The sequence below is a fragment of the Aquabacterium sp. genome (assembly GCF_016195855.1).
Taxonomy (GTDB): Bacteria; Pseudomonadota; Gammaproteobacteria; order Burkholderiales; family Burkholderiaceae_C; genus Aquabacterium.
This window is the reverse complement of record NZ_JACPYU010000004.1, coordinates 63,206-89,798: the sequence shown is the minus strand read 5'-3', so window position 1 is coordinate 89,798 and position 26,593 is coordinate 63,206. Positions and strand designations below refer to the sequence as shown.

Annotated in this window: 20 protein-coding genes, 1 other RNA gene and 1 pseudogene; 5 read left to right on the top strand and 17 right to left on the bottom strand. The window is 64.1% G+C overall.

The annotated features are described in order from the left end of the window. Positions 1–129: 129 nt before the first annotated feature. The 4 genes from fliD (HY019_RS06320) to HY019_RS06305 form a co-directional block, all read right to left on the bottom strand. Positions 130–1,494, bottom strand: coding sequence for a flagellar filament capping protein FliD (fliD, locus tag HY019_RS06320; RefSeq protein WP_290689325.1), 1,365 nt, complete (start codon positions 1,492–1,494; stop codon positions 130–132). 131 nt (positions 1,495–1,625) lie between these two features. Next, complete coding sequence (gene fliD / locus HY019_RS06315) at positions 1,626–3,107, bottom strand: flagellar filament capping protein FliD (protein ID WP_290689323.1); 1,482 nt, start codon at positions 3,105–3,107, stop codon at positions 1,626–1,628. Between the two features lie 139 nt (positions 3,108–3,246). Next, a complete protein-coding gene (locus HY019_RS06310; RefSeq protein WP_290689321.1) occupies positions 3,247–4,092 on the bottom strand; it encodes a flagellin domain-containing protein in 846 nt (281 codons plus the stop codon). A 234-nt stretch (positions 4,093–4,326) separates the two neighbouring features. After that, the gene (locus HY019_RS06305) at positions 4,327–5,172 is read right to left on the bottom strand and encodes a flagellin (protein ID WP_290689319.1); all 846 of its coding nucleotides are present in this window, start codon (positions 5,170–5,172) and stop codon (positions 4,327–4,329) included. Between the two features lie 344 nt (positions 5,173–5,516). Between HY019_RS06305 and HY019_RS06300 the strand changes: the two genes are divergently transcribed. From HY019_RS06300 to HY019_RS06285, 4 genes are read left to right on the top strand one after another with little or no spacing between them, the layout of a single operon-like run. Further along, positions 5,517–7,448 carry a tetratricopeptide repeat protein gene (locus HY019_RS06300; protein WP_290689318.1) on the top strand — a complete coding sequence of 644 codons (1,932 nt, stop codon included), beginning with the start codon at positions 5,517–5,519 and terminating at the stop codon, positions 7,446–7,448. 57 nt (positions 7,449–7,505) lie between these two features. Beyond that, positions 7,506–9,008 carry a hypothetical protein gene (locus HY019_RS06295; protein ID WP_290689316.1) on the top strand — a complete coding sequence of 501 codons (1,503 nt, stop codon included), beginning with the start codon at positions 7,506–7,508 and terminating at the stop codon, positions 9,006–9,008. Positions 9,009–9,016: 8 nt separating this feature from the next. Continuing rightward, the gene (locus tag HY019_RS06290; RefSeq protein ID WP_290689314.1) at positions 9,017–10,090 is read left to right on the top strand and encodes a hypothetical protein; all 1,074 of its coding nucleotides are present in this window, start codon (positions 9,017–9,019) and stop codon (positions 10,088–10,090) included. Positions 10,091–10,114: 24 nt separating this feature from the next. Further along, positions 10,115–10,879, top strand: a complete 765-nt coding sequence (locus HY019_RS06285) for a class I SAM-dependent methyltransferase (RefSeq protein ID WP_290689312.1) — start codon at positions 10,115–10,117, stop codon at positions 10,877–10,879. Positions 10,880–10,951: 72 nt separating this feature from the next. On the opposite strand, the gene HY019_RS06280 is transcribed toward HY019_RS06285, so the two are convergent. The 5 genes and pseudogenes from HY019_RS06280 to HY019_RS06260 form a co-directional block, all read right to left on the bottom strand. Continuing rightward, positions 10,952–11,722, bottom strand: a complete 771-nt coding sequence (locus tag HY019_RS06280; protein ID WP_290689310.1) for a class I SAM-dependent methyltransferase — start codon at positions 11,720–11,722, stop codon at positions 10,952–10,954. Between the two features lie 97 nt (positions 11,723–11,819). Then, positions 11,820–12,920, bottom strand: a pseudogene (locus tag HY019_RS06275) (DegT/DnrJ/EryC1/StrS family aminotransferase); the annotation flags it as partial. 12 nt (positions 12,921–12,932) lie between these two features. After that, positions 12,933–13,976, bottom strand: coding sequence for a glycosyltransferase family A protein (locus HY019_RS06270; RefSeq protein WP_290689308.1), 1,044 nt, complete (start codon positions 13,974–13,976; stop codon positions 12,933–12,935). Between the two features lie 2 nt (positions 13,977–13,978). Beyond that, entirely contained in the window at positions 13,979–15,385 is a 1,407-nt protein-coding gene (locus HY019_RS06265) for a methyltransferase domain-containing protein (RefSeq protein WP_290689307.1), read from the bottom strand. A 90-nt stretch (positions 15,386–15,475) separates the two neighbouring features. Beyond that, positions 15,476–16,492, bottom strand: coding sequence for a glycosyltransferase family 2 protein (locus HY019_RS06260; RefSeq protein WP_290689306.1), 1,017 nt, complete (start codon positions 16,490–16,492; stop codon positions 15,476–15,478). A 204-nt stretch (positions 16,493–16,696) separates the two neighbouring features. On the opposite strand from HY019_RS06260, the gene HY019_RS06255 reads away from it, so the two are divergent. Then, entirely contained in the window at positions 16,697–17,065 is a 369-nt protein-coding gene (locus HY019_RS06255) for a hypothetical protein (RefSeq protein ID WP_290689304.1), read from the top strand. A 6-nt stretch (positions 17,066–17,071) separates the two neighbouring features. On the opposite strand, the gene HY019_RS06250 is transcribed toward HY019_RS06255, so the two are convergent. The 8 genes from HY019_RS06250 to HY019_RS06215 form a co-directional block, all read right to left on the bottom strand. Next, complete coding sequence (locus HY019_RS06250) at positions 17,072–17,641, bottom strand: hypothetical protein (RefSeq protein WP_290689302.1); 570 nt, start codon at positions 17,639–17,641, stop codon at positions 17,072–17,074. 111 nt (positions 17,642–17,752) lie between these two features. Beyond that, on the bottom strand, positions 17,753–18,880 hold the full coding sequence (locus HY019_RS06245) for a deoxyguanosinetriphosphate triphosphohydrolase (protein ID WP_290689300.1): 1,128 nt from the start codon (positions 18,878–18,880) through the stop codon (positions 17,753–17,755). Positions 18,881–18,907: 27 nt separating this feature from the next. After that, positions 18,908–20,029: a 3-dehydroquinate synthase gene (aroB, locus tag HY019_RS06240; RefSeq protein ID WP_290689298.1), complete on the bottom strand. Its 1,122-nt coding sequence runs from the start codon at positions 20,027–20,029 to the stop codon at positions 18,908–18,910. A gap of 76 nt (positions 20,030–20,105) precedes the next feature. After that, an RNA gene (gene ffs / locus HY019_RS06235) (signal recognition particle sRNA small type) lies at positions 20,106–20,204 on the bottom strand. Between the two features lie 28 nt (positions 20,205–20,232). Further along, positions 20,233–23,298 (bottom strand): ATP-binding protein, encoded by a 3,066-nt coding sequence (locus tag HY019_RS06230; RefSeq protein ID WP_290689296.1) that lies wholly within the window; start codon positions 23,296–23,298, stop codon positions 20,233–20,235. A gap of 1 nt (position 23,299) precedes the next feature. Then, positions 23,300–24,442, bottom strand: coding sequence for a response regulator (locus tag HY019_RS06225; RefSeq protein WP_290689294.1), 1,143 nt, complete (start codon positions 24,440–24,442; stop codon positions 23,300–23,302). Between the two features lie 206 nt (positions 24,443–24,648). Then, positions 24,649–25,317 carry a dienelactone hydrolase family protein gene (locus HY019_RS06220; protein ID WP_290689292.1) on the bottom strand — a complete coding sequence of 223 codons (669 nt, stop codon included), beginning with the start codon at positions 25,315–25,317 and terminating at the stop codon, positions 24,649–24,651. Positions 25,318–25,379: 62 nt separating this feature from the next. Next, positions 25,380–26,513 carry an AIR synthase-related protein gene (locus HY019_RS06215; protein ID WP_290689290.1) on the bottom strand — a complete coding sequence of 378 codons (1,134 nt, stop codon included), beginning with the start codon at positions 26,511–26,513 and terminating at the stop codon, positions 25,380–25,382. Between the last annotated feature and the right edge of the window lie 80 nt (positions 26,514–26,593).

The following is a 26,593-nucleotide window of genomic DNA, read 5'->3' as shown; positions in this document are numbered from 1 at the left end:
GGATCCGGTAGCAGTGGCGTACATCTGGAGCTCTTGGGTGATGCTGATTTCAGCGTTAATGCTTTATCGGCATCACCCTTCGCAGCTTGAACTCCTGGGCGTGATGTGATCCCAGGAAATAGGCGGTATTCAGGCCGCGTTTGCCGACATCGAGGCCTCGTCTTCGTGCATGGACGAAGACGATTGCGTGTATTGCTCCAGGAGGCGCTGGCGGAAGAGGGCGCCTGCCGCAGAAGGGTTGTCCGGCTCGCTGGCGGGCGCGGAGGCGTCCAGCGTCGCGGCAAGCGATTCGTCGCTTCGGGCCAACTCGAGCAGGCGCGTGGCCAGGCCCGATGAACGGCCCGCCCCACCACTGCCGTCGAACAGTTGCTCGACCTGGGTGGGCTTTTGCTTCAAGGCCTCGTCCAGCGCGCTCTCGTCCACCTGCAGCTGGCCATCCTTGAGCTGGATGCCGATGGACTGGAAGGGCTGGCTCAGGGAGCTCGCGCCCGTCGTCGGGCTGAAGGCTTCCTGGATGCGCTGCTCGATGGCGTGCGCGGCCTGCATGCTGGCATCGGTGGATGCCGGATCGCTGGCAGCCAGTTGGGTCGCCATGTCGTTGTAGGCATGGGCGAAGGCGTGGATGTCCTGCGCGATGGCCTGGGTGTCGGATTCAACGTGGATCCTGACCGGGTCAGGGCTCTGTCCGTTGAGCCTGAGCGTCAGGCCGGAGTGTTCGTCTTCGATCAGGTTCTGCGAGGACTGGACCTGACGGCCGTTGATGCGCAGCCGGGCATCCTGTGCTGGCTGCGTCAAGGGGTCGTTGCCGCCCACGGATTGCGGGTCCACCCCCAGGGAGGCCAGGGCCTGTGCGGCTTGGCCAGATGCTTCCCCGCTGGGTTCGGCACTGGCCTTGAAGCCATTGGCCTCACCCGTCGAGGTCGAGCGCAGCACCAGGCGCGAGCCTGTTGCGTCCGAGACCACCAGGGCAATCACGCCGACACCGGCGGCATTGATCTTGTCGCGGATGCGCTCCAGCGAGGTGTCCTTCGGGCCGAGCATGACACTGGCCTTGGGCCAGTTGGGGTTGGTGGAGAAGGTGCTCAGCGAGGTGTTCCAGTTGCCCAGCTCGATGTTGAGCGTGCCGATGCCCACAACCGTGGACAAGGAGGAGAAGGTGGCCGAAGCAGCGCTCTGCGCCATGGCCATCGCGTCCACGTTGACCGTGTAGTCGCCGGGGGCGGCCTTGTCGCTGGCTGCCTGCACCACGGATTCGTTGCTTGACGTGGCCTTGGTGGCCTGCCAGGTCTGGGTCTTGTTCAGGCGTGCGGCAGCGTCCATCACCGCCGAGGTGGCGCTGCGCAGTTTGGCGGCCTGCGAGAAGCGGGCATCCGATTCGGTGTCGGCCGAGGGGGCATTCACGCCGTTTTGTGGGCGCGCAAAAGCAGTTGCAGCGCTGACCATCATCTGGAGGTCAACGCCGTCAACTCTTGTTGCTGAGCCTACGGTCGCCATGATGCAGTCCTCTAAAGCCTCATCACACCTGTGAACAATGGTCTGGGATGGCCCCATGCCATCCGCGTCACACCACTTGTCCTGTGTTTCGGCTGGAACTGCTCAGTCTTGAGGGCTGAACCGTGAATAGGTCACGAACTCTTGTTCCAGTTTGTGATCATTTGTGTCACGTAGCTGCTCTGGCCGCTGATATTGGCCATGGTCTGGTCCAGCGCCGTGTATTGCGCACGCAAGCGCTTTTCATACAGGGTGGCGCGAGCGTCCAGTTCGTCCTGGCGCTTCTGGTTGTTCGACACGGAGGTTTTCAGGCCGGCCGTGCGGGTGGTGAGTGCCCCTTCGAAGCCCAGCAGGTTGTCACCCAGCGTGCGCAGCTTGGTGGCGATGCCGTCCTTGCTGCTGTCGCTCAGGTTGGCGTTGGAGAACAGTTTTTTCACTTCGCTCAACTTGCCCAGGGCGTTGGTGAGCTTGGTGCTGTTGACGACCAGGGTGCCATCGCTTTGGACAGTCACACCGGCCGACGACAAGGTGGTGAACACCGATGAGTTGCCCGAGGTGCTGCCAATCGTGGCGCGCAACTGGTTGAGGACGCCCACGGCCGTGCTGTCACCTTGCAGGGTGCCGGCGGTCTTGGTGGAGTCGTCGTACTTGGTGTTGGTGCGCAGCAGGGTGACCAGTGAGGAGTAGGCCCCGGCAAAGTCGCTGATGGCCTTGCTGATGGTGTCGTTGTCCTGCTTGACCGTCACGGTGGCGGGGTTGTCGGTCACCACCGGTGGGGTGCCGCTGGACGTCGTGGTGAGCTTGCCCACGGTGAAGCTGATGCCGGTCAGCACGTCGGAGAACTGGTTGGTGCTGGAGGTGACATTCACGCCATTGACCGATGCAGCCGCGTCTGCGGCCGACTTGGCCAGCGTTGTGCCAGGCGTGCCGCCAGCGGGGTCATAGGCCAGTGCCGACAGGCCGGCGTCATCGGTGTTGTTGCCATCACCCGTGTCGTTGACCGACACCTTGAAGGCGTTGGCGGCACCCGAGGCGCTGGATGTCATCACCAGGCGGGCACCTTTGGAATCCTTGACGATGGACGCGGTGACACCGGCGGCCGCGTCATTGATCTTGTCGCGGATGGCTTCCAGCGTATCGGATGACGCGATGCTGATGTTGGTTGTCTTGCTGGAGGTCAGCGTCGAGCCGCTCAGGGTGCCCAGGTCGATCGTCAGCGTGCCGCTGCCGAGGGTGGACGTGCTGGAGGCCAGGGCGGTGTTGGTGACCACGGACTGGCTGGACGCCAGGGAGGACACCGACACGCTGTAGCTGCCTGTTGCCGCGCCGGACGAGGTGGTGAAGCTGACGACGTTGCTATCCGAGGACGAGGAGGTCGTGCTGTACCAGATATCGGGGTTGGCCAGCTTTTGCGCGGCATCGCGCAGCGTGGACAGATTGGACTGGACCTGACCGAAAGCCGAGATCTTGGACTGGATCTTGTCGGCTTCGGTCTGAAGCGTGGTGATGGGCTGGCGCTCCAGCGCCACCAGCTTGGTCACAATGGCATTGGCGTCCAGGCCGCTGCCAACGCCCAGTGAGCTGATGGTCCCGGATGTCGAAGAGGTGGAGGTCATCGTGGTCTTCCTTCAGCGCCGCTCATGCCAGATCGGGCATGACATGCCGATGTCCGGTCAAGGCCGGACACCGTGTACTTCGGCACGAAGCGTCAGGACTTGAGCGCCCGGCTGGATAACCATTCATCCAGGGAGGTCATCAACCCAGGAGCTTGAGCACGGTCTGCGGCAGCTGGTTGGCTTGCGCCACCATCGCGTTACCTGCCTGCTGCAGGATCTGGGCACGCGACAGGTTGGCCGTTTCTGCAGCGAAGTCGGCGTCCATGATCCGGCTGCGGGCAGCGGTCTGGTTCTCGGCGGCCACCTGCAGGTTGGAGATGATGGCGTCGAAGCGGCTTTGCGTCGCACCGTAGACCGCGCGTTCGGAGTTGACCTTGTCCAGCGCACCGTCGATCGAGTCGATCACCGTCTTGAGCGCGGCCGTGTTGGCATCGCTGGCGATGGACACGGTGTTGGCGGTGACGGCCGTGATGCTGGCATCGGCGAGCATGTTGGCGGTCGAGATGGTGATCAGGTCGTTGGCCGTGGTGTTGGCACCGATCTGGAAGTCCAGCGCGCCAGCTCCGGAGGCCAGGATGTCCTTGCCGTTGAAGGTGGTGGCGCCCAGAACCCGGGTGATTTCCATCGACAGCTGCTTGAACTCCTTGTTCAGGGAGTCCTTGTCGCTGGAGCTGTTGGAGGCGTTGCGGGCCTGCACTGTCAACTCACGCATGCGTTGCAGCGCGTCGCTGACCTTGCCCAGCGCGCCTTCAGCGGTCTGCGCCAGAGAGATGCCGTCGTTGGCGTTGCGAGCCGCGACGTTCATGCCCTTGACCTGCGCGTTCATCCGCTCGGCGATGGCCAGACCGGCCGCATCGTCCTTGGCGGAGTTCACACGCAAGCCTGAGGACAGCCGCTGCATCGACACGGACAGAGACATCTGCGACGTGTTGAGGTTGCGCTGAGCGTTCAGCGAGTTCAAGTTGGTATTGATCGTCTGAGGCATAACGCACTCCTAAAGATTCGTCAGACTTGCGGCGATGGCGCCGAACTTCAGCTTGTCGCCGAAGGAGTCCAAAAAAATTCCTTCAGCCAGTGGTATGGATATTCGGAGTTTTCTCGAGAACCAAAAGTGCGAATAAAGGGCCCATCGCCGCCCAATTCCAGGCCGTAAAAGAAAAAGCCGCCCGAAGGCGGCTTGTTGGGGCTGGCTGAGTGAAATCAGCCGGCTTTTGGCGTATCAGCGCAGCAGAGACAGGACCTGCTGGGGCAGCTGGTTGGCCTGGGCGATCATCGCGTTGCCAGCCTGTTGCAGGATCTGGGCACGTGACAGGTTGGCCGTTTCCGCCGCGAAGTCGGTGTCCATGATGCGGCTGCGAGCAGCAGTCTGGTTCTCGACCGAGACTTGCAGGTTCGAGATCACCGAGTCAAAGCGGCTCTGAGTGGCACCGTACATGGCGCGCTCGGAGTTGACCTTGTCGATGGCGCCGTCGATGTTGTCGATCACCGTCTTGATGGCCGTCGCGTTTTGCTGGCTGTCAATCTTGGAGGCGGCACCCGTCACAGCGCTGATGCTGACGTCGTTGTTCATGTTCGACGTGGTGACGGTGATCACGTCGTTGCTGGTGGTGTTGGCACCGACCTGGAAGGCCTTGCCGCCAGCGTTGGAGCCGATGATGGTCTGACCGTTGAAGGTCGTGCCACCGATCACACGCTTGATTTCAGACGACAGCTGCTGGAATTCCTTGTTCAGGGAGTCCTTGTCGCTGGAGCTGTTCGAAGCGTTACGGGCTTGCACAGCCAGTTCACGCATACGTTGCAGGGCGTCCGAGACCTTGCCCAGTGCGCCTTCAGCGGTTTGAGCCAGCGAGATGCCATCGTTGGCATTGCGCACCGCGACGTTCATGCCACGCACCTGGGCGTTCATGCGTTCTGCGATGGCCAGGCCGGCGGCGTCGTCCTTGGCAGAGTTGATGCGCAGACCTGAAGACAGGCGTTGCATCGAAGTAGACAGCGAAGCTTGCGAGACGCTGGTGTTGCGCTGTGCGTTCAAAGACAGCAAGTTGGTATTGATGATTGAAGGCATGGTGCTCTCCTATGGTTGCAAAACTCCCGGCAGATAGCGCCGGCATGTAAACGCGGTGATACAGCTACCGCACTGCCAGACCGTCGCTAGTCAACCGCATTGCCCAAAGTGGCGTCTTGCCACCAGAACCTCGGCCGGCTAACCGGACCACGGAACTTTCTTGAAGACCGTTGCTTTGCATATCGGCGTCCATTTGTGTGGACTTGAGAGATTTACAAAGCTCGGATTCGTGAAATAGTGTCGAGAGAAATGACATTGCTTTGCTGCGCATCTCCGACTCCCATGGGAATCGCTGATGTCTAGACTGATGGCACCTCTTCCTTATGAAATGGGTGTCATCCGCCATGCAAACCTCGACACAAGCTGTTTTCGGCCAACAAGCACGGCTTCTGAAGCAGGCGCATCAACATTGGGAACATGGCCTGGCCATGTCCAAGAAGGCGCAATGGCGCGCGGCGGTCAAGGAGTTCGACAAAGCCTGCAAGGCGGCACCGGCTGACACCCTGTTCAGGTTGAACCTGGCCCGCGCCCTGTTGAGGTCAGAGCAGGCCGAGCGCGCGATTGAAGAGACGCGTTGCATCCTGGAGCAGGAGCCCGCCAACTTGCTGGCCCGCCAGTTCATGGGGGAGTGCCTGACACAGGTGGGGCGCCACAGCGAAGCCGCCAGCTTCATGCTGGAAGTGCCGCCCGGCATGAAGCCCAGCACCGAATACCTGCAGATCCTGGGCAACACCTTGTTCAGTGCACAGCGCTACAAGGAAGGCATCCAGGTCTTGTTTGATGCGCTTTCACAAGATGTGACGCACGCGATGAGCCATTACCGGTTGGGCATCTGCTTCAATGCGGTGGGCATGAAGGCCGAGGCCATCGAGTGCCTGACCACGGCATTGGCCGTGGGCCTGGATGGTGGTGAGCTGGCTGCGCAAAGCCTGCGCGTGTTCATCAGCCGCGAGCTGTGCCGTTGGGATGAAGCCGCCCTGGAGATGGAAGAGGTCAACCAGTTGCTGGATGCCTTGACGCCCGAGTCGGTCAACTGGTCGTCGGTGTTTGCTGCCGTCACCCTCAGCGGGGACGTTGGCCGGCAACTGCGCTCCGCACAGGCCTGCGCCAATTTCTATGCGCATGGGGTGAAGCCCTTTGCCCCGCGTGCACCTCGCCCCTTGTCGCAACGCCTGCGTGTGGGCATGGTGTCGTGCGACTTCCACCACCACGCCACCACGATCTTGCTGGCCGAGGTGCTGGAAAAGCTCGATCCACAGCGCTTCGAGCTGCACCTGTATTCGCACGGCCCCGATGAAGACAGCCCGATGCGCCGTCGCATCAAGGCCGTTGCCACCCAGTTCGTGGAAGTGAGCGAATGGAGTGACCAGCAGGTGGCACAGAAGATCCGTGATGACAACATCGACGTGCTGATCGATCTCAAGGGCCACACGGTCAACGGGCGACTGGGCATCTTTGCCTACCGCGCCGCGCCGGTGCAGGCGACCTACCTGGGCTTTCCCGGCACCAGCGGCGCCACCTACATCGACTACATGATCGGCGACGCCGTGGTCAGCCCCTTGAGCGAAGCGGCGCACTACACCGAGAAGCTGGCCTTGCTGCCGCACTGCTATCAGCCCAATGACCGCAAGCGCCCCTTGCCCCAGCCCGACAGCCGTGCCGCGCATGGCCTGCCGGAGGATGCCGTGGTGCTGTGTGGCTTCAACCAGCCGTTCAAGCTCTCGCCTGAGGTGTTCGATGTCTGGTGTGATTTGCTCAAGCGCACGCCCAATTCGGTGCTCTGGTTGCTCAACTGGCTGGGTGATGCCGAAGAGGTCTTGCGCCATGAAGCGGCCAAGCGAGGCGTCGACCCGCAGCGCCTGGTCTTTGCCCGCAAGGTGCACATCAGCGAGCACATCAGCCGCTTTGCCCTGGCCGATGTCTATCTGGACAGCTGGCCTTGCAACGGCCACACCACGGCCAGCGACGCCTTGTGGGCGGGTGTGCCGGTGGTGACTCATGCCGGCCACAGCTTTGCGCAACGTGTGGCGTCCAGCCTGTTGCACAACGTGGGCCTGCCTGATCTAATTTGCCAGGACCTGGACACCTACAAGGCCAAGGTGCTGGAGCTGGCCGCGGATGCCGACAAGCGTCAGGCCTTGCGCGAGCACCTGCACCGCGCGCGCGACGAAGCTCCCTTGTTCGACAGCGACGCCTATGCAAGCGATTTTGGTGATCTCCTGTGGCGCATGGCCGAGCGCCAGGCCCAGGGGCTGGCACCTGACCACTTGAGCTGAAGGGGCATGAGCATGATGTCCTTGATCCCTTCCCCTAACGGAAACCGGAGTGCTGTCATGACTGAACTGCCCCGCATCCACCTGAGCATCGTGCAGCCCAAGGGCTACGTGCATTCGCTGGGTTTTCTTGATCAGGCGCGCTACTTCCGGCACCAGTTCCGGCGCATGGGGGGCGAGGTCACCATCGGCAAGAACCGCCTGCGTCACGATGCCGTCAATTTCGTGTTCGGCGCGCACCTGGGCTTCGAGGCCGATCTGCGCCAGCGCTACAGCTGCATCTTCGTGAACCTGGAGCAACTGGGGCAGGGCGGGGCGGCCGTGTCGCGCGACTACCTGGCCTTGCTCAAGACATCCGCCGTGGTGGACTACGACCAGGACAACATCCAGGCCTACTCGGCGCACCCCGATGAGGTGATGGTGGTGCCCTTCCTGTATGCCCCTTATCTGCAGCAGGCCGAGCCCATCCCCCTTGAGCAGCGCCCCATCGACCTGCTGTTCATCGGCAGCATGAACGAGCGCCGTCAGGCCATGATCCAGCGCATCGAATCCACCGGTGTGCAAGTCAGCGTGTTCGATGGTGCGCTGTACGGCCCCGAGCGTGACGCCTACATCGTGCAGGCCAAGGCCGTCTTCAATGCCCATTTCTACGAGAGCAGCCGCTTCGAGCAGGCCCGCGCCTCGCACTGCCTGTCGCTGGGCACGCCGGTGATTTCCGAGCGCCGTCCCCAGACGCGTCCGCACGAAGCGTTCGAGGACAGCGTGTTGTGGCTGACAGAGGACCAACTGGAGGCCTATTTCAGCCAGCAGTTCGGCACGCCCGCTTTTTACGAGCAGGCCCGCGCCGCCTTGCATGCGTTCGAGAAGGCCGACCCGATCGAGCCCTATGCCGACCTGCTGGCTTTCGCCGCGGGCTTCGGCCGCACGCACCAGGCGCACCGCCCTCAGGCGCCTTGGCAGCCCACCCGCGTGCACCTGGGATCTGGCAATGACTACCTGCCCGGCTGGCTCAACATCGATGCCAACGACCAGATGCAGCCGGACCTGCATGGCGATTTTGCCCAGCCCGTCTTCCTGCCTTTTGCAGGCGATACACCGCTGACCGGCCCGATCGAGATCCAGCCCGGCAGCGTCGAGATGATTTACGCCAGCGCTGCGCTGGAGCAGGCCTCCGACCTGCCCATGTTGATGGGCAACTGCCTGGCCATGCTGGAGCCACAGGGCAAGCTGATCGTGCAGGTGGCGCACGAGATGGCCATGAAGACCTGGCAGGATCCCACGCACCGCCGTGCCTTCAACGAAAAGACCTGGCTGGCCTTCACCGAGCAGTTCTGGCAACTGGGTTGGTTTGAACACCGTTTCGAGGTCGAGCGCTTTGAATACATGAACGACAAGAACGAGGTGTGCGAGCGCGCACAGGCCTGCACCATGAGCCTGCTGCTGCGCAAGGTAGAGACCACGGCCCAGGAGCGCACGCTGGCGCGCACCATGCAGGCTGATTTCTCCATCCCCGACGACCTGCCCGAGCAGGCGCCGCAACCCTCGGCCAGGCTGGCAGCCTGAGCTGCACCATGGCGCGCCGCTTCCTGGTCTTTTCTGGGCACAACGACCGTGCCGTCGTGGCCCTGTGCCGCTTCTTTGACCAGGCCGGTTTGCCCTTTGTCATCGTGGCTGCGGGGCAGGGCGATGCCATTCACCGCACGCGCTGGCGCGACCATGTCATCTTCAACCGCCTGGATGCGGTGGTGACGGTGTCCTGGCTGCGTGAGCTGGCGGGCAGCCAGGAGGGTGGACTGGTGTATTGCCCCACCACCGAGTTCATCAACCATTTCCTGCTGGCGCACCGCGATGCCCTGGCTGGCTGCGGGCTGGAGATCGGCCTGCCCGATCAGGCGATCTACGAGGCGCTCACGGGCAAGCACAGCAGCCAGGCGCTGATGAGCGCGCTGTGCCCTGATCTGCACCTGCCTGCCACGCAGCCGGATGGCCATTGGCACGCACCCTGTGTGCTCAAGCCCCGGGCCAATGTGGCCCATGGCCGGGTGCTGTACCCGATCTTGTGCCGTTCATCGGCCGAGCTGGATCAGGCCCTGACAGGCCTGGACCGAGGCGCCTATTTCGCGCAGGACTTCATCGTGGGGCAGAGCCACTATTTGTGCGCCTACCTGAGCAGAGAGGGACAGGTCGCCTCCTTCTGGCAACTCAACCTGATGCAGCAGCCCGGCGGCAAGTCCATCGTGCTGGCCCGCCCCACGGGCAACCCAGGCCTGGACGAAGCGCGCCTGTTCAAGGGGCTGCACGCGCAGGGTTACCACGGCGCCTTCATGCTGGAAGTCATCGAGTCCGGTGGCCAGTTGTTCTACATCGAGGTCAACCCGCGCTTTTGGGGGCCGCTGCAACTGGCACTGGACGTGTGCCCCGACATCCTCCGGCTGTTTGCCCATGATCAAGGCTTTGACACCCCTGGTCTGCCGGCGCTGAGCCCGGACAAGGCCGCCTATGCCTGGGCTTATGGCGCGAACCAGCCAGGCTGCGTGGTGCATCCTGCTGGTCAGACCCTGATGCCTGCGGAGCTGGACCACCTGCTGTACACCCACGACGTCTATGCCCGGGATGACACCCAGGCATTGCACGCCTGCCACTGAATTTCTCACACGGACGTGATCAACATGCCCACCAACAAGCCTTCACTCAAGGACCTGTACCTTCAGCGCAGCAAGCATGCGAACTACCAGCTGGTTCACCCGCTGGTGGCGCAACTGCTGGGCGACACCAGCGATCTGCCCGCCGGCAAGCTGGAGGTCGAGCGCCAGGCCTACTTTGACCGCGCCCTGCCTCTGCTGGGTGCCAAGGTGCTGGACATCGGCTCCAACACGGGCTATTTCAGCTTCGGGGCCTTGCAGGGTGGCGCCCGCCATGTGACCTGCTATGAAGGCAACCAGGAGCACGCGGCGTTTGTGGCCCATTGCGCAGAGCAGGCCGGCCTGACGGACCGCTTGCAGATGAACGCCTGTTACTTCGACTTCATGGCGCCGGTGACTCAGACGTATGACGTCACCTTCTGCCTCAATGTGCTGCACCACCTGGGCGATGACTTTGGTGACCGCAGCCTGGGCATGGATGCCGCACGCGCCCAGATGCTGGAAGGTTTGCGCCACATGGCCAGCCTGACCCGCGTGCTGGTGCTGCAACTGGGCTTCAACTGGAAGGGCGATGTGGCCTGCCCCTTGTTCGAAGGTGGCGAAAAGGCCGCTTTGATCGACTTCGTGGCGCAAGGCGTGGGCGACAGCTGGACCATCGAAGAGGTGACCGTGCCCAACCCGGTGACGCGTGTCTATGAGCCCATCAGCGAGGACAACCTGCCGCGCAACAACGCGATCGGTGAGTTCATGAACCGCCCCTTGTTCAAGATGCGCAGCCGGGTGCTGGCCTGAACACAGGCTGCGCTGCACATGAAAAAAGGTCTGCACATCGCAGACCTTTTTGTTTGAGGGCGTCAGCCCCACTCAAGCGTGCTGCGGCTCGGCGTGCGGGGTTTTATCAGCCTGGCTCTGGGCCGTGGCCGCGGCGGGTTTCCAGAATACGAAGAAGGGCTCGCGCGCATTACAGCCATAGTCGGCCGGCAGCACCTTGGGCAGCAGGGCTTCGTGCTTGAGCAGATCGCCTTGCAGCCCTGCGGCGTGGAAGTAGTCGACGATGTCGTCACCAAACAGCCGCACGTGGTCGGCTTGCCCGAACAGCAGGTGGGCGGTCTGGGCATCGGGCACGGTCTTGGTCTCGAAGGTGTGCTTGAGGCAAGGCGCGTATGGGGTCTGCGCGACCACGATGCCACCGGGCTTGAGCGCGCGGTGGATCTCTGACAGCGCCTTGTCGGGGTGGTAGACGTGTTCCAGGATGTGGTTGCAGATGACCAGATCCAGGCTGTTGTCATCAAACGGCAGGGCTTCCAGGTTGATGCGCTCGTGGTGGGCCTGCGTGGGGTGCAGGTCGCCGCGGATGTAATGCGCCGGCTGGCAGGCGCCGATCAGGCGCTCCAGATGCGGCTCGGGCGCCATGTGCAGCACGGTGGCACCCGGCAATTGCGCCGTGATGCCGGCCGCGTTCATGTACAGCCACAGATGGCGGTCACGGTCGGAGCAATGGCAGGAAGGGCACAGGTACATCGACAGGTCGGAGCCCACGGTGTCCAGCAGGCGCATCAGCGGGCTGCGTTGCTCGGCGTGGGGGTGGGGCAGCCAGGCCGGGACGGTCTGGTCGCATACACAGCAATAGGGCATGGTTTTATCCTTGCGATCAGGCGGCGGTGCCGGCGTGATGGGCCTGCGTGGAGGCTGTCATCGGTGCAGGGCTGGCCACGGGCAGTTGAGGGTTGCGGATGAGCTCAGACACGCGGGCCACCTCATCGTCGCTGAGCGCCGGGTAGATGGGCAGGCAGATGACCTTGGACGAGGTCGCCTTGGCCACGGGCAGCAGGTTCGCGCTGGCCGAAGGCAGGCCGCGGTACATCGGGAAGTCCGAGATCAGCGGGTAGAAGTAGCGGCGGCCATTGATGCCGGCGTCTTTCATCTGCTGATACAGCACATCGCGGGCGAGCGGGTAGTCGGGCTCGACCAGGATGGGGAAGTAGGAGCAGTTGACGTCGGTGTCGGCCGCGGGCTCCAGCAGGCGGATGCCTTGGACATCGCCCAGCAGCGAGCGGTAGAGCGCATCGATCTCCTTGCGGCGTGCGATGGCCTTGCCCACATGCTTGAGTTGCAGCAGGCCCAGCGCGGCATTGAGTTCGCTCATCTTGCCGTTGATGCCGGTGGCCACCACGGTGGTCTCGTTGACGAAACCGAAGTTCTTGAGGTGGTCGATGTGCTGCTTGGTGCGCGCATCGGGGCTGATGATGGCGCCGCCCTCGAAGGTGTTGAACACCTTGGTGGCGTGGAAGCTGAGGATGGACAGGTCACCGTGCTGCAGCACGCTCTGGCCATGTTGCTTCACGCCAAAGGCATGGGCGGCGTCGTAGATGACCTTGAGGTTGTAGTCGTCGGCGATGCGCTGGATGGCCTCCACATCGCATGGGCGGCCATAGCAGTGCACCGGCATGATGGCCGTGGTCTGCGGGGTGATGGCCGCTTCGATGCAGGCAGGGTCGAGGTTGAAGGTCTGCGGGTCGATGTCCACGAAAACGGGTTTGATGCCGTTCCACAGCAGGGAATGCGCCGTGGCCACGAAGGAGTAGGGCGTTGTGATCACCTCGCCGCTGATGCGCAGCGACTGCAGGGCCGTCACCAGCGCGATGGTGGCGTTGGTGAACAGCGAGATGTGTTTGACCCCGAGGAACTCGGCCAGCTCGGCTTCCAGTTGCTTGTGGAAGGGGCCGCCGTTGGTCAGGATCTTGCTGTCCCAGATCTGCTGCAGGTAGGGCATGAACTCCTCCAGCGGCGGCAGATCCGGCTGGGTCACATAGATGGGTGGCTTGGTGTTCATGATCGGTCCTGATCAGATCGTGTGGTCTGCCTGCTTGGCTTGCTCGGGCTGCTCGGTGGTGCTGGCCTTGGCCGGAGGCGTTGCCTGCGGAGCCGGGGAGGTGCCTGGGTTGCTGGCCAGCAGGTTCAGCCAGAAATCGCGGAAGGCGACATACAACTGGTCCAGAGAGGCGGCCTTGTTGTCCAGGATGTCGAAGTAGCCCGCGACGACCGGGTCGTCGCTGAAGTGGTGCACCACGCGCTGCGTGGCCGTGCCGATGGCGCTGACCGCGGTTTGCGGGCTGATGTGACCGTCCCGCCATGCTGCCAGGGCATAGGCCACCCAGACCAGGAAGCCCACACGGCCGCCATGGCTGTGGGTGCTGTGGGTGGTCTGCTGCTCATTCTGGCGGAACACGCTCAGGTACTCGCGGATGAAGGTCACTGGCAGGTGCTGGCTGGCGTTGAGCACGAAGCCGATGTCCAGCAGGCCGTAGTAGCTCAGGTCATCTGAAGGCGGGCGGGGGTAGAGCGCGGCGCCTTCGCTGGAGAGCACCATGTTGCTGAGCTCGCCCAGCCAGTTCTGGCAGGTGCCCACCGTGCTGTTGAACAGCTCCTCGGTGGTGGGTTGCAGCACATGGCCATTGCTCTCTTGCACGAAGTCCGGCAGGGGCAAGGTCCAGGCGGGCACGCCATCGTCATGGCTCAGCCAGCGCTGGCTGACCGTGGCGCAGCAAGGCGCGGCCAGGTGGGCGGCCACGTGCGTGCGGTAGAACTCGGGGTAGATGATGTCGTCATCGAGGTTGAAGTGCACCAGCGGGGTCTGGCCGCCCCACAGGTCCAGCAGCTGCTCGTGGTTGCGGCGGGCGTTTTGCGGGCCGCGCACCACGGTGATGTTGAGCTCGGCGGTCAGCTTGCCCCAGTGCTGGTTGCGGATCATGTCGGTGATGACGCCGCCGGGGCTGTCGTCCGACACGATGACCTTGAAGTCCTTGAAGCTCTGGCGGCGCAAAGCCAGGAACAGATCGCCCAGGTATTCCTTCTTGTAGGCGGGGATCAGCGTGGTGATCTGGGTCATGCTCAGTTGCTCCTGGTGGTCCGGTGTTGGGCCACGAAGCCCTGATCGATGACGCCGCACAGCGAGTGGATGGTGCTGAAGGCCTGGTGCTTTTGCAGGATGTACTCGGCCGAGTCGTAGAAGGACGCCGGCAGCTGCCAGCCGCTTTGCGTGTTGTGGTACAGGGGCAGGCGCACGATGCGCGGGAAGACGCGGTGCGTGCAGATCGCGCTCAGGCACAGGTCGGTGGCCCACAGGTGCCAGCCGATCTGCGGGTCGATACGGTGGATGGAGTCTTTCGAGATCACCAGGGCCAGCTCGTCGATCGACACGGCCGCGTCGGATGCAGGGTGGTCGGCGCTGTTGACGCGGTCGATCACGAAGCCGGCGGGCTCGGGCTGTTCGGTCTGGCGGTTGATGCCCATGCCGATGAAACCCAGCAAGGTTTTGGGGCGGTCTTCGGGAGAGATGGTGGCCAGCAGGGCGTTGAGGCGTTGGCCAAAGCCCTTGGGGAAGTAGACGTCCTGGTGGCACAGCAGCACCCAGTCGCTTTGCACATGGGCCAGCGAGGCCTCCAGTGCCTCAGCCGGCGTGGCGGCCTGGCGGTAGGAAATGATGCGCGCCTGGACTTCCTTCAGGCCAGGCGACTGCTCGACGTTCACGCGCAGCTGCTGCTCCTTGGTGGTGGGCACCACCACGTCGAACAGCGGCAGGGTGGCATCGGGCTGCACGTCATCAAACTGGCGAAGGCCACGGATCACGAAGTGCTTCATGCGGTGCACGCGGTCGGCGCAGCCGGCGGGCACGCCCAGGGCGTCGCCCATGTAGCGCACGGCGGCGGCCACCTTGTCGTCCATGGGCTGATCGGGTTGGTGGTCCACCAGGGTCGGGGTCCAGCCGGCGTCCAGGAGCAGCTTGTAGATGGTCGAGTGCGATTGGTAGCGGGGGTGCGCCAGCTCCTGGCTGAGCGTGTCATGGGCCGAGGCGGCATGGCCTGTGGAGGGATCGGCCTCGATCAGGTGCGCCAGGGTGGACAGGCAGGCATGGTTCTCGGCCAGCACGAACAGTTGGCCTTGGGGCGCCAGCAGCGGGCCCAGCTCGGCCAGTGCCTTGGCGGCGTGCGGCAGGTGCTCCAGGCGGTTGACCACGATCAGGTCAAAGGCCCCGTTGTCGACGGGCAGGGCGGTGGTATGGGGGTTCAGTGCCAACCACTGCGCCTGCGGGTGGCGGCGCTGGTAGGCCTGGGCCAGCTCACCCTGGCCACAACCCAGCTCCAGCACTTGCGAGGCGGCGGGCAGGGCGGCCAGCAGGCGCTGCAAGGCGGGGTCCGCTGCGCGGGCGGCGCGCTCGTGGCTGGCAGGGGCTGGCGAGCCGCCGCCGATCACGATCAGGGCGGGGGCCGGCGCGTTGAAGGTGGCGGGTGCATTCATACCACCATGATGGGCTTTTCACCCTGAAGCGATCGGCCAATGAGGCGCCGGAACAGTGCATTAATTCCGGCGTAGGCGGGGTGGCGGCCTTCAGATGGCGGCCATGGTGCCGAGCAGCAATTTCAGGTTGTGGCGGGCCAGGTGGCTGCCGCGCCCGTGCACGGCGCCTTCCAGCTTGGGGTTCTCGCCGATGGCCAGGCATTGGCGCCAGGCGTTCTCGATCATGGGCAGGATGTCGGCGGCTTGCTCGGGCAGGGCGGTGGCCAGGTCCAGCAGCACATCGCCCAGCACGAAGAAGAAATCGGGCGAGTCGGGCCAGTTGGCCATCTCGGCTTCTGCCAGCTGGATGGCCTGCTCCACCTGGCCGTCCGCCTTGAGGGCATACAGGCTGCGCAGGATCAGGTCATGCCGCCAGGGCGGTTCCCGGCCTGCTTGGGGGCCCAGCAGGTTCAGGGCTTGCTCGTAGGCCCGCCAGGCTTCATCGAAGCGGTCGTTGACCTCGTGGTCCTTGCCCAGCTGGTAGCGCAGGTAGGCATCCTGCGGGCGCTCGGCCACGGCGGCTTCCAGCAGCTTGCGGTTGCGCGCGCCTTTGGTCCGCATCTGTTCGGGCAGGTAGCCGTCGTGCAATACGGTGATGGCCAGGTCCTTGCGGGGCAGACTGGACACCGGTTGTTCGTGGATGCGGCCTTCGTAGCGCACACCGGCTGGCAGCACGCGCGGCAGCCAGCTGGAGGCGTCTTGCTGGTGGGGCTGGCCATTGGCCTGGAAGGCGCTGCGCACGTCCACGCGGCCGATGAAGTCAGGCGTTTGATGGCGCAGTGCCGCCATCAGCTCACCGCCATCGCTCAGGATCTCATCGGCATCGAGCACCAGGTTCCAGTCAGCCTTGCTCAGGCCCAGCGCGGCATTGCGCGCTGCAGCAAAGTCCTGGACCCAGGTGAAGTGGTGCACCTGTGCGCCTTCGGCTTGTGCCAGGGCCACGGTGTTGTCGGTCGAGCCCGTGTCCAGCACGATCATCTCGTCCACCCAGGGGCGCGCACTGCGCAGGCAGCGCACGATGCAACGTGCCTCGTCGCGGACGATCATCACCAGTGCGATGCGGGACATGGGGTTCACAAATCCATACAGATCTATACAGATGCTCGGCAGTGTGCGGGGCAAACTTGAGCCGCAAACCCCGAAACAGGGTGTGGGTTAACACCCAAATAGCGTGCTTAGGTGGCCGTTACTGATGGCATCCCCCGGGATAACGTCATTGCAGAATCAAAGCACGGCAATAAGCTGAACCCAGGTCCAAGCAGGAGACCCACCATGCGCATTCAACTCATCTTGATGTTGGCGATGACGTCGATCATGACGGCAGCGCGTGCGCAGGACGCCGAGCCCGAGGTGGTTCAGCAGCTCAGCACGACCCAGGCCCATCTTCGTGAGATGTCGCCCTCATCGGGCAAGCCGGCTTCGGCCACCCCCTTGCTGGCGCGCCTGGTGGGCAAGATGCTGTCCGAGCAGTTCAAGGATGTGCGCATTGATCTGGCATCCGATGCGGGCCCGGTCAACCCGGCGATAGCGCCCGCGCAAGGTGCCTTGCATCTGAACCGCCGCGCTGAAATCTGTTTTGACAACTACCGTGTGGGCCTCAAGCGCGATGGCGTGGTCATGCGCTACGAGCTGACGTTCTGAGCAGGTTCAGCGGGGTGCGATCCCCGGCATCACCAGGATGTTGTCGAACATGTGCGACTTGTTGTTCACGCAGTCGCCTTGTACCCACGTGAGCGTTTTCAGGTTGTAGAACGCCGAGGGAAACACCACCCGTTGCCAGCCTGGCTTGCCATCAAGCAAGGCATTCATGCGCACGGGCGTGCCGTCTGTCTTGGTGCCGATGAACTCGACGGTGGCGGGGGCGTCCGCATTGGCTTCGGCCAGGTCCAGGGCGAGCACCGAGAAGGGCTTGCCGGATTGGGCGCTGAGTGTCGTGCTGGCGTTGCAGCTGTTGGCCAGCATGGCGGTGCTGCCACCCACATTGGGCGACCACAGTTTGCCAATGGCGTGAAAGCCCACCGGGTGGTCGTCGTCCGCAGCGGGGGCATAACGCAGCGTGTAGCCCTTGCTTGAATAAGCCGAGCCCACATTGCAGATGGGCTGGGTTCTGGCGCAGCTCAGGTCTTCGAAGTCCAGCACCACGGCCTGGGCTGTTTGCGCACACGCCAGGCAGGCCAGGGCAGCGAGCAGGTGAACGGCGAGGCGACGACGGAGCATGGTGGCAGGTGGGGCAGGTGGGGCAGGTGTCAGCACAACAAGGTGAAAGGCCATTCTAGGCAGCTCACCCAGATCGTGGGGGCGAATCGCCCAGTGCCGCGCGGTAATTTTTCAGAAAATCTTGCGCCCCGTCAGGCGTTCGTGTTCCCGCACGGCAAAACGGTCGGTCATGCCGGCGATGTAATCGGCTACCGATCGGTGCAGGTCGTCGCGGCGGGCAAAGTCGGCGGGCATGGCCTCGGGCCGCCCCACATAGGCGTGAAACAGCTCGATCAGCACCTGCTTGGCCCGTGCCGTGGTCTCATTGACCTGCTCATGGCGGTACAGCTCCTTGAACAGGAAGCGTTTGAGCTGGGTGCTGGCCTCGCGCATGGGCTGGCTGAAACGGACCAGGGGCGGGCACTGGCGGGCTTCGTCGGCCGTCAAGGGCAGGTGCTCGGCCAGGTTGGCACGCGTGGCGTCGATCACGTCATACACCTGCTGCGACAGCATGCGGCGAATGCTGTCGAACAGCAGGCGCTTGCCGGTGGCCTGGGGGTGCTCGGACAGGGTCTCGTCACGAAAGCGGGTGAACAGCGGCACCGCTTCGAGCTGCTCCATGGTGATCAGGCCGGAGCGCACACCATCGTCGATGTCATGGGCGTTGTAGGCGATCTCGTCGGCCAGGTTGCACAGTTGGGCCTCCAGGCTGGGCTGCGTGCCTTTCAGAAAGCGCTGGCCGACCCCACCGGGCTCCTGGGCCTCCAGTTGCTCGGCGTGCAGCTTCGAGCAGTGTTTGAGGATGCCCTCGCGGGTTTCAAAACTCAGGTTCAGGCCATCAAAGCCCGGGTAGCGCTCTTCGAGCTTGTCGACCACGCGCAGCGATTGCAGGTTGTGCTCGAAACCGCCATGGCCCTTCATGCACTCGTTGAGCGCGTCCTGGCCGGCGTGGCCGAACGGCGTGTGGCCCAGGTCATGGGCCAGGGCCACGGCCTCCACCAGGTCTTCGTTCAGGCCCAGCGAGCGGGAAATCGAGCGGCCCAGTTGGGCCACCTCCAGCGAGTGGGTCAGCCGCGTGCGGAACAGGTCGCCCTCGTGGTTGAGGAACACCTGGGTCTTGTAGACCAGGCGCCGGAACGCCGTGCTGTGCACGATGCGGTCGCGGTCACGCTGGAAGTCACTGCGGGTCGGGGCGGGCGGCTCGGGGAAACGGCGCCCCTTGGTTTGCTCAGGTTGACTGGCGTAAGGGGCTAACCACATCGTCTCGTTTGACCTCGGGTACTTGGCTCAGCGGGTGTGGGCGGCAATCACATCGCGGACCAGGGCGTCAGGTGCGGGCCGCATGCTGGCTTGCCCCAGTGGCCCGACGACCACGAACTTGATCTCGCCGCCTTCGGCTTTCTTGTCCACCTGCATCAGCTCGATGTAGCGGTCCGCGCCCAGATCGGGGCCCTTGACGGGCAGGCCGGTGCGCTCGATCAGCGCCTTGATGCGCAGCGAGGTGGCTTCGTCGATCAGGCCCAATCGCGCAGACAGGTCGGCGGCCATGACCATGCCGCAACCCACGGCCTCGCCATGCAGCCATTCGCCATAGCCCATGCCGGACTCGATCGCGTGGCCGAAGGTGTGGCCGAAGTTCAGGATGGCGCGCAGGCCGGCTTCCTTTTCGTCCTGGCCCACCACCCAGGCCTTGATCTCGCACGAGCGCTTGATGGCGTGCATCAGCGCGGCACGGTCACGCGCCAGCAGCTTGTCCATATTGGCTTCCAGCCAGGACAGGAAGCCGACATCGGCGATGGGGCCGTATTTGATGACCTCAGCCAGGCCGGCCAGCAGCTCTTTTTGCGGCAGGGTGTCCAGCGTGTCGAGGTCGCAGATCACGCGTTGGGGCTGGTAGAAAGCCCCGATCATGTTCTTGCCGGCCGGGTGGTTGATGGCGGTCTTGCCACCCACCGAGGAGTCCACCTGAGACAACAGCGTGGTGGGCACCTGCACGAAGGGCACGCCGCGCATGTAGCAGGCGGCGGCAAAGCCGGTCATGTCGCCGACCACGCCGCCGCCCAGTGCGTACAACACGGTCTTGCGGTCAGCGGCTTCTTCCAGCAGTTTGGTGAAGATCTGGTTGAGGGCGGGCCAGTCTTTGTACTGCTCGCCATCGGGCAGTTCCACATCCAGCACGGTTTTGTGGTGCGGCGCCAGCGCGGCACGCAGCTTGGCCGTGTACAACGGGCCCACCGTGGTGTTGGTGACGATCAGGGCCTTGGACGACTTGGGCAGGCCGGCAAACGATGCGGCCTGGAGCAGGCCACCGCCGATCAGGATGTCGTAGCTGCGCTCGCCCAGGTCAATGCGGACCTGGGTGTTGCCGGAGGCTGGAGTGGATGCGGGCGGGAGGGGTGTTGATGCCATGAGCCAGAACGCGCCCCGAACTTCGCGGAAGTTCGGTCCCGGCCGCGACGCAGGGGGCATCAAAACAATGAATTGGGGTGACGAGCCTGAACCCCGGCACTGAAGGTAATCGGTTAGGGCTGCTTCGTTCCCGATCTGACCCGGTTGGCCGCACCCCCATGCGGGGAGGCCCGTCACCGACGATTGTAAGCCATGCCGAGGGGTCAGGCCGGAACTTGTTCAGCCAGCCAGCGTTGCACCAGGGTGATGTGCTGTTTCAACGCGCCCTGAAGTGCCAACAGGGCCCGGCCGATCTGGGCGTTGTCCTGGGTGAGCAGGGCATTTTCCAGCTCTCCCGCATGGTGCGACAACTGGCTCAGCCCCAGGTTGGCCGAGGTGCCCTTGAACATGTGCACGGCCCGGCGCGCCTGATCGGGGTCTTCTGCCAGGAATTGCTGGCAACGGCTCACAAAATCTGCTTGCTCGCCGATGAATCTGGCCATCAGCTTGCGCAGCAGGGCTTCTTTCCCGCCGCAACGCTTCAAGGCGCCCGCCATGTCGAGCGCGGTTTCAGGTGCGCCGGCTTCGGGTGTGGCAAGGGGCGCGCGCATCGGGCTGCTTTCTGTTGCGTCTTGCGAAACGCGAGCGGCCTCGCCGGCTTGGGCCGCACGGCGGCTGTGGCGCAGGATCAGGCGCACGACGTCATCGGAGTCAAAGGGCTTGGCCAGGTGGCCGACCATGCCGGCCTCGGTGCAACGTTGGCGCTCTTCGGTCATGGCGTGGGCGGTGAGGGCCACCACGGGCAGCCCGGGCTCTTGCATTTGCAGCAGCTGGGTGGCCTGCAGGCCGTTCATGACGGGCATCTGCACATCCATCAGCACCAGGTCGAAATACCCCGGGCCTTTTTCCTGGTGGATGGCCAGTGCTTGCCTGCCGTCTTCGGCGCAGTGCACCTCGGCTTGTTGCTGGGTGAGCAAGCCCAACAGGATCTCCCGGTTGATGTCCACATCGTCGGCGGCCAGCACGCGCAGGCCAGCCAGGCGGGGGGCATCGCCCAGGTCCACCCCAGGCGCTTGATCGTCTGCCGGGGCCAGTGTGGTGGCATCCGCCTCTTCCAGCGGCACGACCAGGGTGAAGGTGGCGCCGTCGCCCCAGGTGCTGTGCAGGGTGATGTCGCCGCCCATCAGCAGGGCCAGCTTGCGGCTGATGCTCAGGCCCAGGCCCGTGCCGCCAAAGCGCCGGGACGTGGAGCCGTCGGCCTGCTCGAAAGGCGAGAAGACACGCTCCTGCGCATCTGCCTGCATGCCGATGCCGGTGTCCTTGACCGCGAAATACAGGTGGCCGTGGCCCATCGACAAGGTCAGCGTCACGCCGCCTTGTTCGGTGAACTTCACGCCATTGCTCAGCAGGTTGATCAGGATCTGGCGAATGCGCAGTGGGTCGCCCATGATGGCGGCCGGTGTCTGCTCGCATTGCAGCGTCAGCTTCAGCCCTTTGGCGGCTGCACGCTCTTCGACCATGGCCACGGCGTCTTCGGCCAACTGGCGCGGGGCCAGCGGGCACTTGTCGATTGTGAGCTTGCCCGCATCGATCTTGGAAAAATCCAGGATGTCGTTGATCACGCCCAGCAGGTGGCGGCCCGAGCGTGTGATGCGCTCCAGGATGGCTTGAACCTGCGGGTCGCCAGGCGGCAGCTTCTGCCCCACCTGGGCCAGGCCCAGCACGCCGTGCAGCGGGGTGCGGATCTCGTGGCTCATGTTGGCCAGGAACTCCGTCTTGATGCTGGACAGCCGCTCGGCTTCCGTCTTGGCCGCTGTCAGCTCGCGCTGCATGGCCTTCTGTTCGGAGATGTCCACCGACAGCGTCAGGATGGCTTCAGGCTGGCCGGCTGCATCCAGCAGGGGCACCTTGGTCACGAGGTGGTCGCGGCGGCCGCCATCACGGCGCATGCGGAAGTTCTCGTAGCGCACCATCTGGGTTCCGTTGAACAGCACGTTGTCGTGTTCGCGGATCTGCTCGGCCATCGCGGGTGGGAACAGGTCGTCGGCCGTGCTGCCCAGCAGCCGCGCCTTGCTCAGGCCGGAGGCTTCTTCAAACACCTTGTTGCTCAACTGGTAGCGGCCCTGGCGATCCTTGATCGTCAGGCTCACGGGCAGGGCTTCGATCACCGTTTCCAACCGGTGTTGTTGCACCAGGGCTTCGGCGGTGCGCGCCCGGACCTGCTCTTCCAGGTGGGCGCGGTGATCGATCAGGGCCTGTTCGGCTTCCAGGCGCGTGGTGATGTCATGCCCGAACGACACGACGTAGGACACGTCATCGATGACGAGGTTGTCCAGCTTGATGGACCACCACACGTGCTTGCCGTTGTGTTTGACCGTGCGCCATTGCAGCTCCTGCGCGCCGTTGTCGCGTGTGCGGTGGATGTGCTTGAGCAACTTCTCTTCGGTGAATGACTCACCGGTGAAGAGATGTTGGTGTGCAATATCGCGTGTGATCTTGGCGCCATGGGCTTGCAGCGCGTGCTGGTTGACGTAGTGCAGGTGGCCCGTGTCCTTGTCGAAGATCAGCACCGACATCGGGGCGTGGTCCAGCAAGGTGGCCAGGCGTTGTTTGCTGTCGATGAGCTCGCGCTGGGTCTTCTCCTGCATCTCCACCTTGGTCTGCAGGTCCTGGCGCGCCTTCTCGATGGCGCCCATGGCATCCCAGAACAGGCGGCTGAAATGCGTGATCGTCGAGCCGATGACCATGAACACGATGATGAGCACCACCGCGTAGGAGGCCGCTGGTGGCTTGTTGTGCAGCTGGATGCCCGGGAGCCAGCCATGCCATTCCAGCGCCAGCAAGGTGAGCACACACGCCACAGACAGCCGTGTCATGAGCACGCCCATGCGTGGGCCGTGCACATAGCCCATCACCACGATGAGCGCGGCGGGCACGGCGCCGGATGAGGAGGAAATGCCCGTCCCCAGCGCCAGCGCGAGACCGTAGTTCACGATCAGGGTGAAGGCCGCAAACGAGGTGGCGGCCACCTTGGCGCCCCAGCGCTTGTTGATCAGGATGGCCGCCAGGGCCAGCACGGCAAACAGGGCGCCGCTGGCCATGCGCAGGTTGCGAATGTGCGGGTCCTGATTGGGGATCTGCGTCAGGCCGATGGTCAGCAGGACGCCGCCCACGGCACCCAGCCGCATCGTCAGGTTGACGTTGCGCAGGATCGACAGGTCGATCTGCTCCCTGACCGCTTGCAGGGTCAGCGGCTCGCTGTGGGCCGCGTCGGTGCTCGGGCGTGCCATATCAGCCCTTGAGCTTGACGATGAGCTTGTTGAGGTGGGCTTCGATCTGGTTGCTGTGATCGAACACGCCCATGGCCTCGGCAATGTGGCGTCGCAAGGTATTGGACAGATGCTCTTCCTGCGACTCGCTCAGCCCCAGGTGGATGAACAGCTGCTCCACCTCGCTGTTCATGCGCTGGAACACCTGCCCCATCTGCATGCGGTTGGCGTGCTGTTGTGCCGAGATGTCCACCAGGGCTTCGCGGGTCATGCTCACCATCTTTTGCGAGTGCTCCAGATGGGACTTTTCTGTTTCGACATCCAGTGCACGCATGCGCGAGACGATGCCCTCGGCGATCAAGGCGACGTTGTCCCGCACGCGGGCCAGGCGGTCGATGTCCTCCTGGCTGTGCTGCTCGGGCTGAGGGTTCATCGGCAGGTTGCGGATCAGCATCAGCACGTTGCCGTAGTTGAAGCTGGTGTTGTCGCCCACTGGCTGGATCGAGGGCCCTTTGCTGGCTTCGATGTGATCTAGGAGGGAGTTGCCCAGCGCCGAACATTCGCCTTGGCCTGAGCGCGAGGTCGAACCCAGCCGTCCATTGAGGCGCAGGCAGCCTTCGAAGCCCATCTTCTCCAGCGCCCCGAAGAAGGTGTTGGCGATGTCGGTGTAGTTGAAGCAGTTGCCAAGCTGGCGCTGCAACTCCAGCACGACACCCACCTCGCCGTACATGTCGGCGGTGGCCATGGCCATGTTCATGGCCTCTTCGAACTGGCTGTTGAGTTGCTGGTTGCGCGCGTGCTGCTCGACGGCCAGGTCGATCTTGGTGCTCAACTCGGCCACATCGAAGGGCTTGGTCAGGTAGTCGGTGCCACCCACCCGGTAGCCGCGCAGCCGCTCGTCGATGTTGACGCGGGCAGACAGGAACAAGACAGGCACGTTCGCCGTTTGCGACTCGGCCTTGAGGGTCGTGCAGGTTTCGTAGCCATCCATCTCAGGCATGTCCACATCCAGCACGATGAGGTCAAAAGGTGCCTTTCGGGCTTTGTCGATGGCCTCCCGGCCGCTGTGGGCCAGGGTGACCTGATAACGATCCTGCAATGCCGCTTCGAGCATCTCCAGGGTCATGTCGTCATCGTCCGTGAGCAATACACGAGCCTGCGTCATAGTGCGTCCCTTGTTTATTCAGGCGACTCACCATGCCTGGCCGATGCCGCGCATGCAGGTAACTCAGGGCGCCTGATCCCTGTGGGTGGGATCGGCACAAACCCGTCGAATTTGAGGGCTGACTGCGTGGTGGAGGGCTGCGGCGTGCGCCAATCCGAGACGAAGGTCACGGATGGCCTGCGAGGGGTCTGTGCCGGCGTGGGCGATCAGGCCTTCAGGTGCGTGTGCAGGAAGCTGACGGTGCGATCCCAGGCTTGCTGGGCGCAGGTGGCGTCGTAGACCTCGGGCCGGGTCTGGTTGACGAAGGCGTGGTGCGCCTGGTAGCGGTGGATGTCCGGCGCCTGCCCGGCCTGCTTCATCGCCGCTTCCAGCTTGTCCACCAGGGCAGGGGTGCACCAGTCGTCCAGGCTGGCGAAATGGCCCTGGAAAGGGATGCGGATGCGCGCCGGGTCAGCAAAGCCGGCAGGCGGGATGCCATAAAAGCAAACCGCGGCCGACAAGCCCGGTACATGCACGGCACTGGCCACGGTGAGCGCGCCGCCCATGCAGAAGCCCATCACGCCAATCTTGCCGCCGCGTTGCGCCAGGTACTGGGTGGCGCCGCGCAGGTCCTGGTGGGTGGCGTCGGCAAAGTCCAGGTTGGTCATCATGTGGCTGGCTTCGTCTGCCGAATGGGCCAGGCGGCCGCGGTACAGATCAGGGGCCAGGGTGGTGATGCCGGCTGCGGCCATGCGGTCCACCAGGCGCTGGATGTGCTCGTTGAGCCCCCACCACTCCTGGATCAGGATGACGCTGGGGGTGCCGGGGCCGGCCTCGGCCAGGTAGCCGCGGGTGCTGCCGCCATCGGGGCGCTGGAACGCGATCATCTGACCCATGTGGACTCCTCGGTTTGAGCAAACACAGACGATGCCGGCCTTTGATGGCGGGCTGGGTGGTATCAGCGCAGTTGCAACTCGTCTGCGCCGTACACCACGTTCAAGGGTTCGATCACGACCTGCTTGGGGCCGGCTTCAACGCGGCCTGCCACCAGGGCCGGGATGCCCAGGCCTTGCGCGATCTCGACCACACGTTGTGCGTCGCCCGCAGCCACGTACAGGGCAAAGCCCGCGCCCATGTTCAGGGTGCCGTAGGCCTCGTGGTCATCCAGGCCGCACTCCTTCTGCATGAAGGCCAGCACGGGCGTCTTCTCGGGCAGGGCGGTGATGCGGTAGGTCAGGGCCTTGGGGTGGCGCAGCAGCTTGCGCCAGCCGTGGCCGGTCACGTTCGCGCAGTAATGCGGGTTGATGCCGGCTGCGGCCAGCGCTTCGGTCACGGGCGAGTACAGCGTGGTCGGGGCCAGCAGGGCTTCGCCATAGGTCTGGCCATGGCCGATGTCGGTCAGGTAGCCCTTGGGCAGGCGCTCGGCCAGCTTGCGTGCCAGCGACAGGCCGTTGGCATGGATGCCGCTGGAGGCCAGCAGCACGATGGCGTCGCCCGCCTCCATCTTGTCACCCACCGACAGGCGGGCTTTGGGGCTGATGATGCCGGTGCACGATGCAGCCAGGTCCACACGGCCATCGGCCACGATGCCGGCCAGTGCGGGCGTTTCGCCGCCGCCCCAGGCCACGTTGCAGACTTCGCAAGCCTTCTTCCAGCCGGCCACCAGGGCGTTGGCGCGGACCTTGTCACCGAACCAGTCGGAGCCGCCTGCGGCCCAGTAGGCCTGCACGACCAGGGGTGTGGCACCCACGGTGATCAGGTCATTGACGGCCATGGCGATGGTGTCCTGCGCGATGCTGTCGTAATAGCTCTTGCCGGTCAGCGTCGCCATTTCATCGGCCACCAGGGTCTTGGTGCCCAGGCATTCGACGATGGAGGCCAGGTACATCGGGCCCACATCCACCACATAGGCCGACTCGCCACGCGAAGCCAGCACCTCCGAGAAGCCATGGCTGGCCAGGTTCGCGCCGGTTTCCGCGGCGGCACGCTGCGCCGCGACCTTCAACGGGTCGATCAGGTCATAGTTGACACCGGCCTGGTCGTAGGTGAGGGGGGCGTTCGTGCCGTTGTTGGGGCTGGTGGGCGTGGTCATGGGCAAGCAAAGAGCTGGGTGATCGGGAAAACCGAGATTATCCCGTACCGCGGCCAGGCGCGGGGCAATTTGCATAGACT

Coding starts and splice junctions, on each gene's coding strand:
- fliD (WP_290689325.1), bottom strand. CDS start 1,494: ATGGCGACCGTAGGCTCAGCAACAAGAGTTGACGGCGTTGACCTCCAG.
- fliD (WP_290689323.1), bottom strand. CDS start 3,107: ATGACCTCCACCTCTTCGACATCCGGGACCATCAGCTCACTGGGCGTT.
- HY019_RS06310 (WP_290689321.1), bottom strand. CDS start 4,092: ATGCCTCAGACGATCAATACCAACTTGAACTCGCTGAACGCTCAGCGC.
- HY019_RS06305 (WP_290689319.1), bottom strand. CDS start 5,172: ATGCCTTCAATCATCAATACCAACTTGCTGTCTTTGAACGCACAGCGC.
- HY019_RS06300 (WP_290689318.1), top strand. CDS start 5,517: ATGCAAACCTCGACACAAGCTGTTTTCGGCCAACAAGCACGGCTTCTG.
- HY019_RS06295 (WP_290689316.1), top strand. CDS start 7,506: ATGACTGAACTGCCCCGCATCCACCTGAGCATCGTGCAGCCCAAGGGC.
- HY019_RS06290 (WP_290689314.1), top strand. CDS start 9,017: ATGGCGCGCCGCTTCCTGGTCTTTTCTGGGCACAACGACCGTGCCGTC.
- HY019_RS06285 (WP_290689312.1), top strand. CDS start 10,115: ATGCCCACCAACAAGCCTTCACTCAAGGACCTGTACCTTCAGCGCAGC.
- HY019_RS06280 (WP_290689310.1), bottom strand. CDS start 11,722: ATGCCCTATTGCTGTGTATGCGACCAGACCGTCCCGGCCTGGCTGCCC.
- HY019_RS06270 (WP_290689308.1), bottom strand. CDS start 13,976: ATGACCCAGATCACCACGCTGATCCCCGCCTACAAGAAGGAATACCTG.
- HY019_RS06265 (WP_290689307.1), bottom strand. CDS start 15,385: ATGAATGCACCCGCCACCTTCAACGCGCCGGCCCCCGCCCTGATCGTG.
- HY019_RS06260 (WP_290689306.1), bottom strand. CDS start 16,492: ATGTCCCGCATCGCACTGGTGATGATCGTCCGCGACGAGGCACGTTGC.
- HY019_RS06255 (WP_290689304.1), top strand. CDS start 16,697: ATGCGCATTCAACTCATCTTGATGTTGGCGATGACGTCGATCATGACG.
- HY019_RS06250 (WP_290689302.1), bottom strand. CDS start 17,641: ATGCTCCGTCGTCGCCTCGCCGTTCACCTGCTCGCTGCCCTGGCCTGC.
- HY019_RS06245 (WP_290689300.1), bottom strand. CDS start 18,880: ATGTGGTTAGCCCCTTACGCCAGTCAACCTGAGCAAACCAAGGGGCGC.
- aroB (WP_290689298.1), bottom strand. CDS start 20,029: ATGGCATCAACACCCCTCCCGCCCGCATCCACTCCAGCCTCCGGCAAC.
- HY019_RS06230 (WP_290689296.1), bottom strand. CDS start 23,298: ATGGCACGCCCGAGCACCGACGCGGCCCACAGCGAGCCGCTGACCCTG.
- HY019_RS06225 (WP_290689294.1), bottom strand. CDS start 24,442: ATGACGCAGGCTCGTGTATTGCTCACGGACGATGACGACATGACCCTG.
- HY019_RS06220 (WP_290689292.1), bottom strand. CDS start 25,317: ATGGGTCAGATGATCGCGTTCCAGCGCCCCGATGGCGGCAGCACCCGC.
- HY019_RS06215 (WP_290689290.1), bottom strand. CDS start 26,513: ATGACCACGCCCACCAGCCCCAACAACGGCACGAACGCCCCCCTCACC.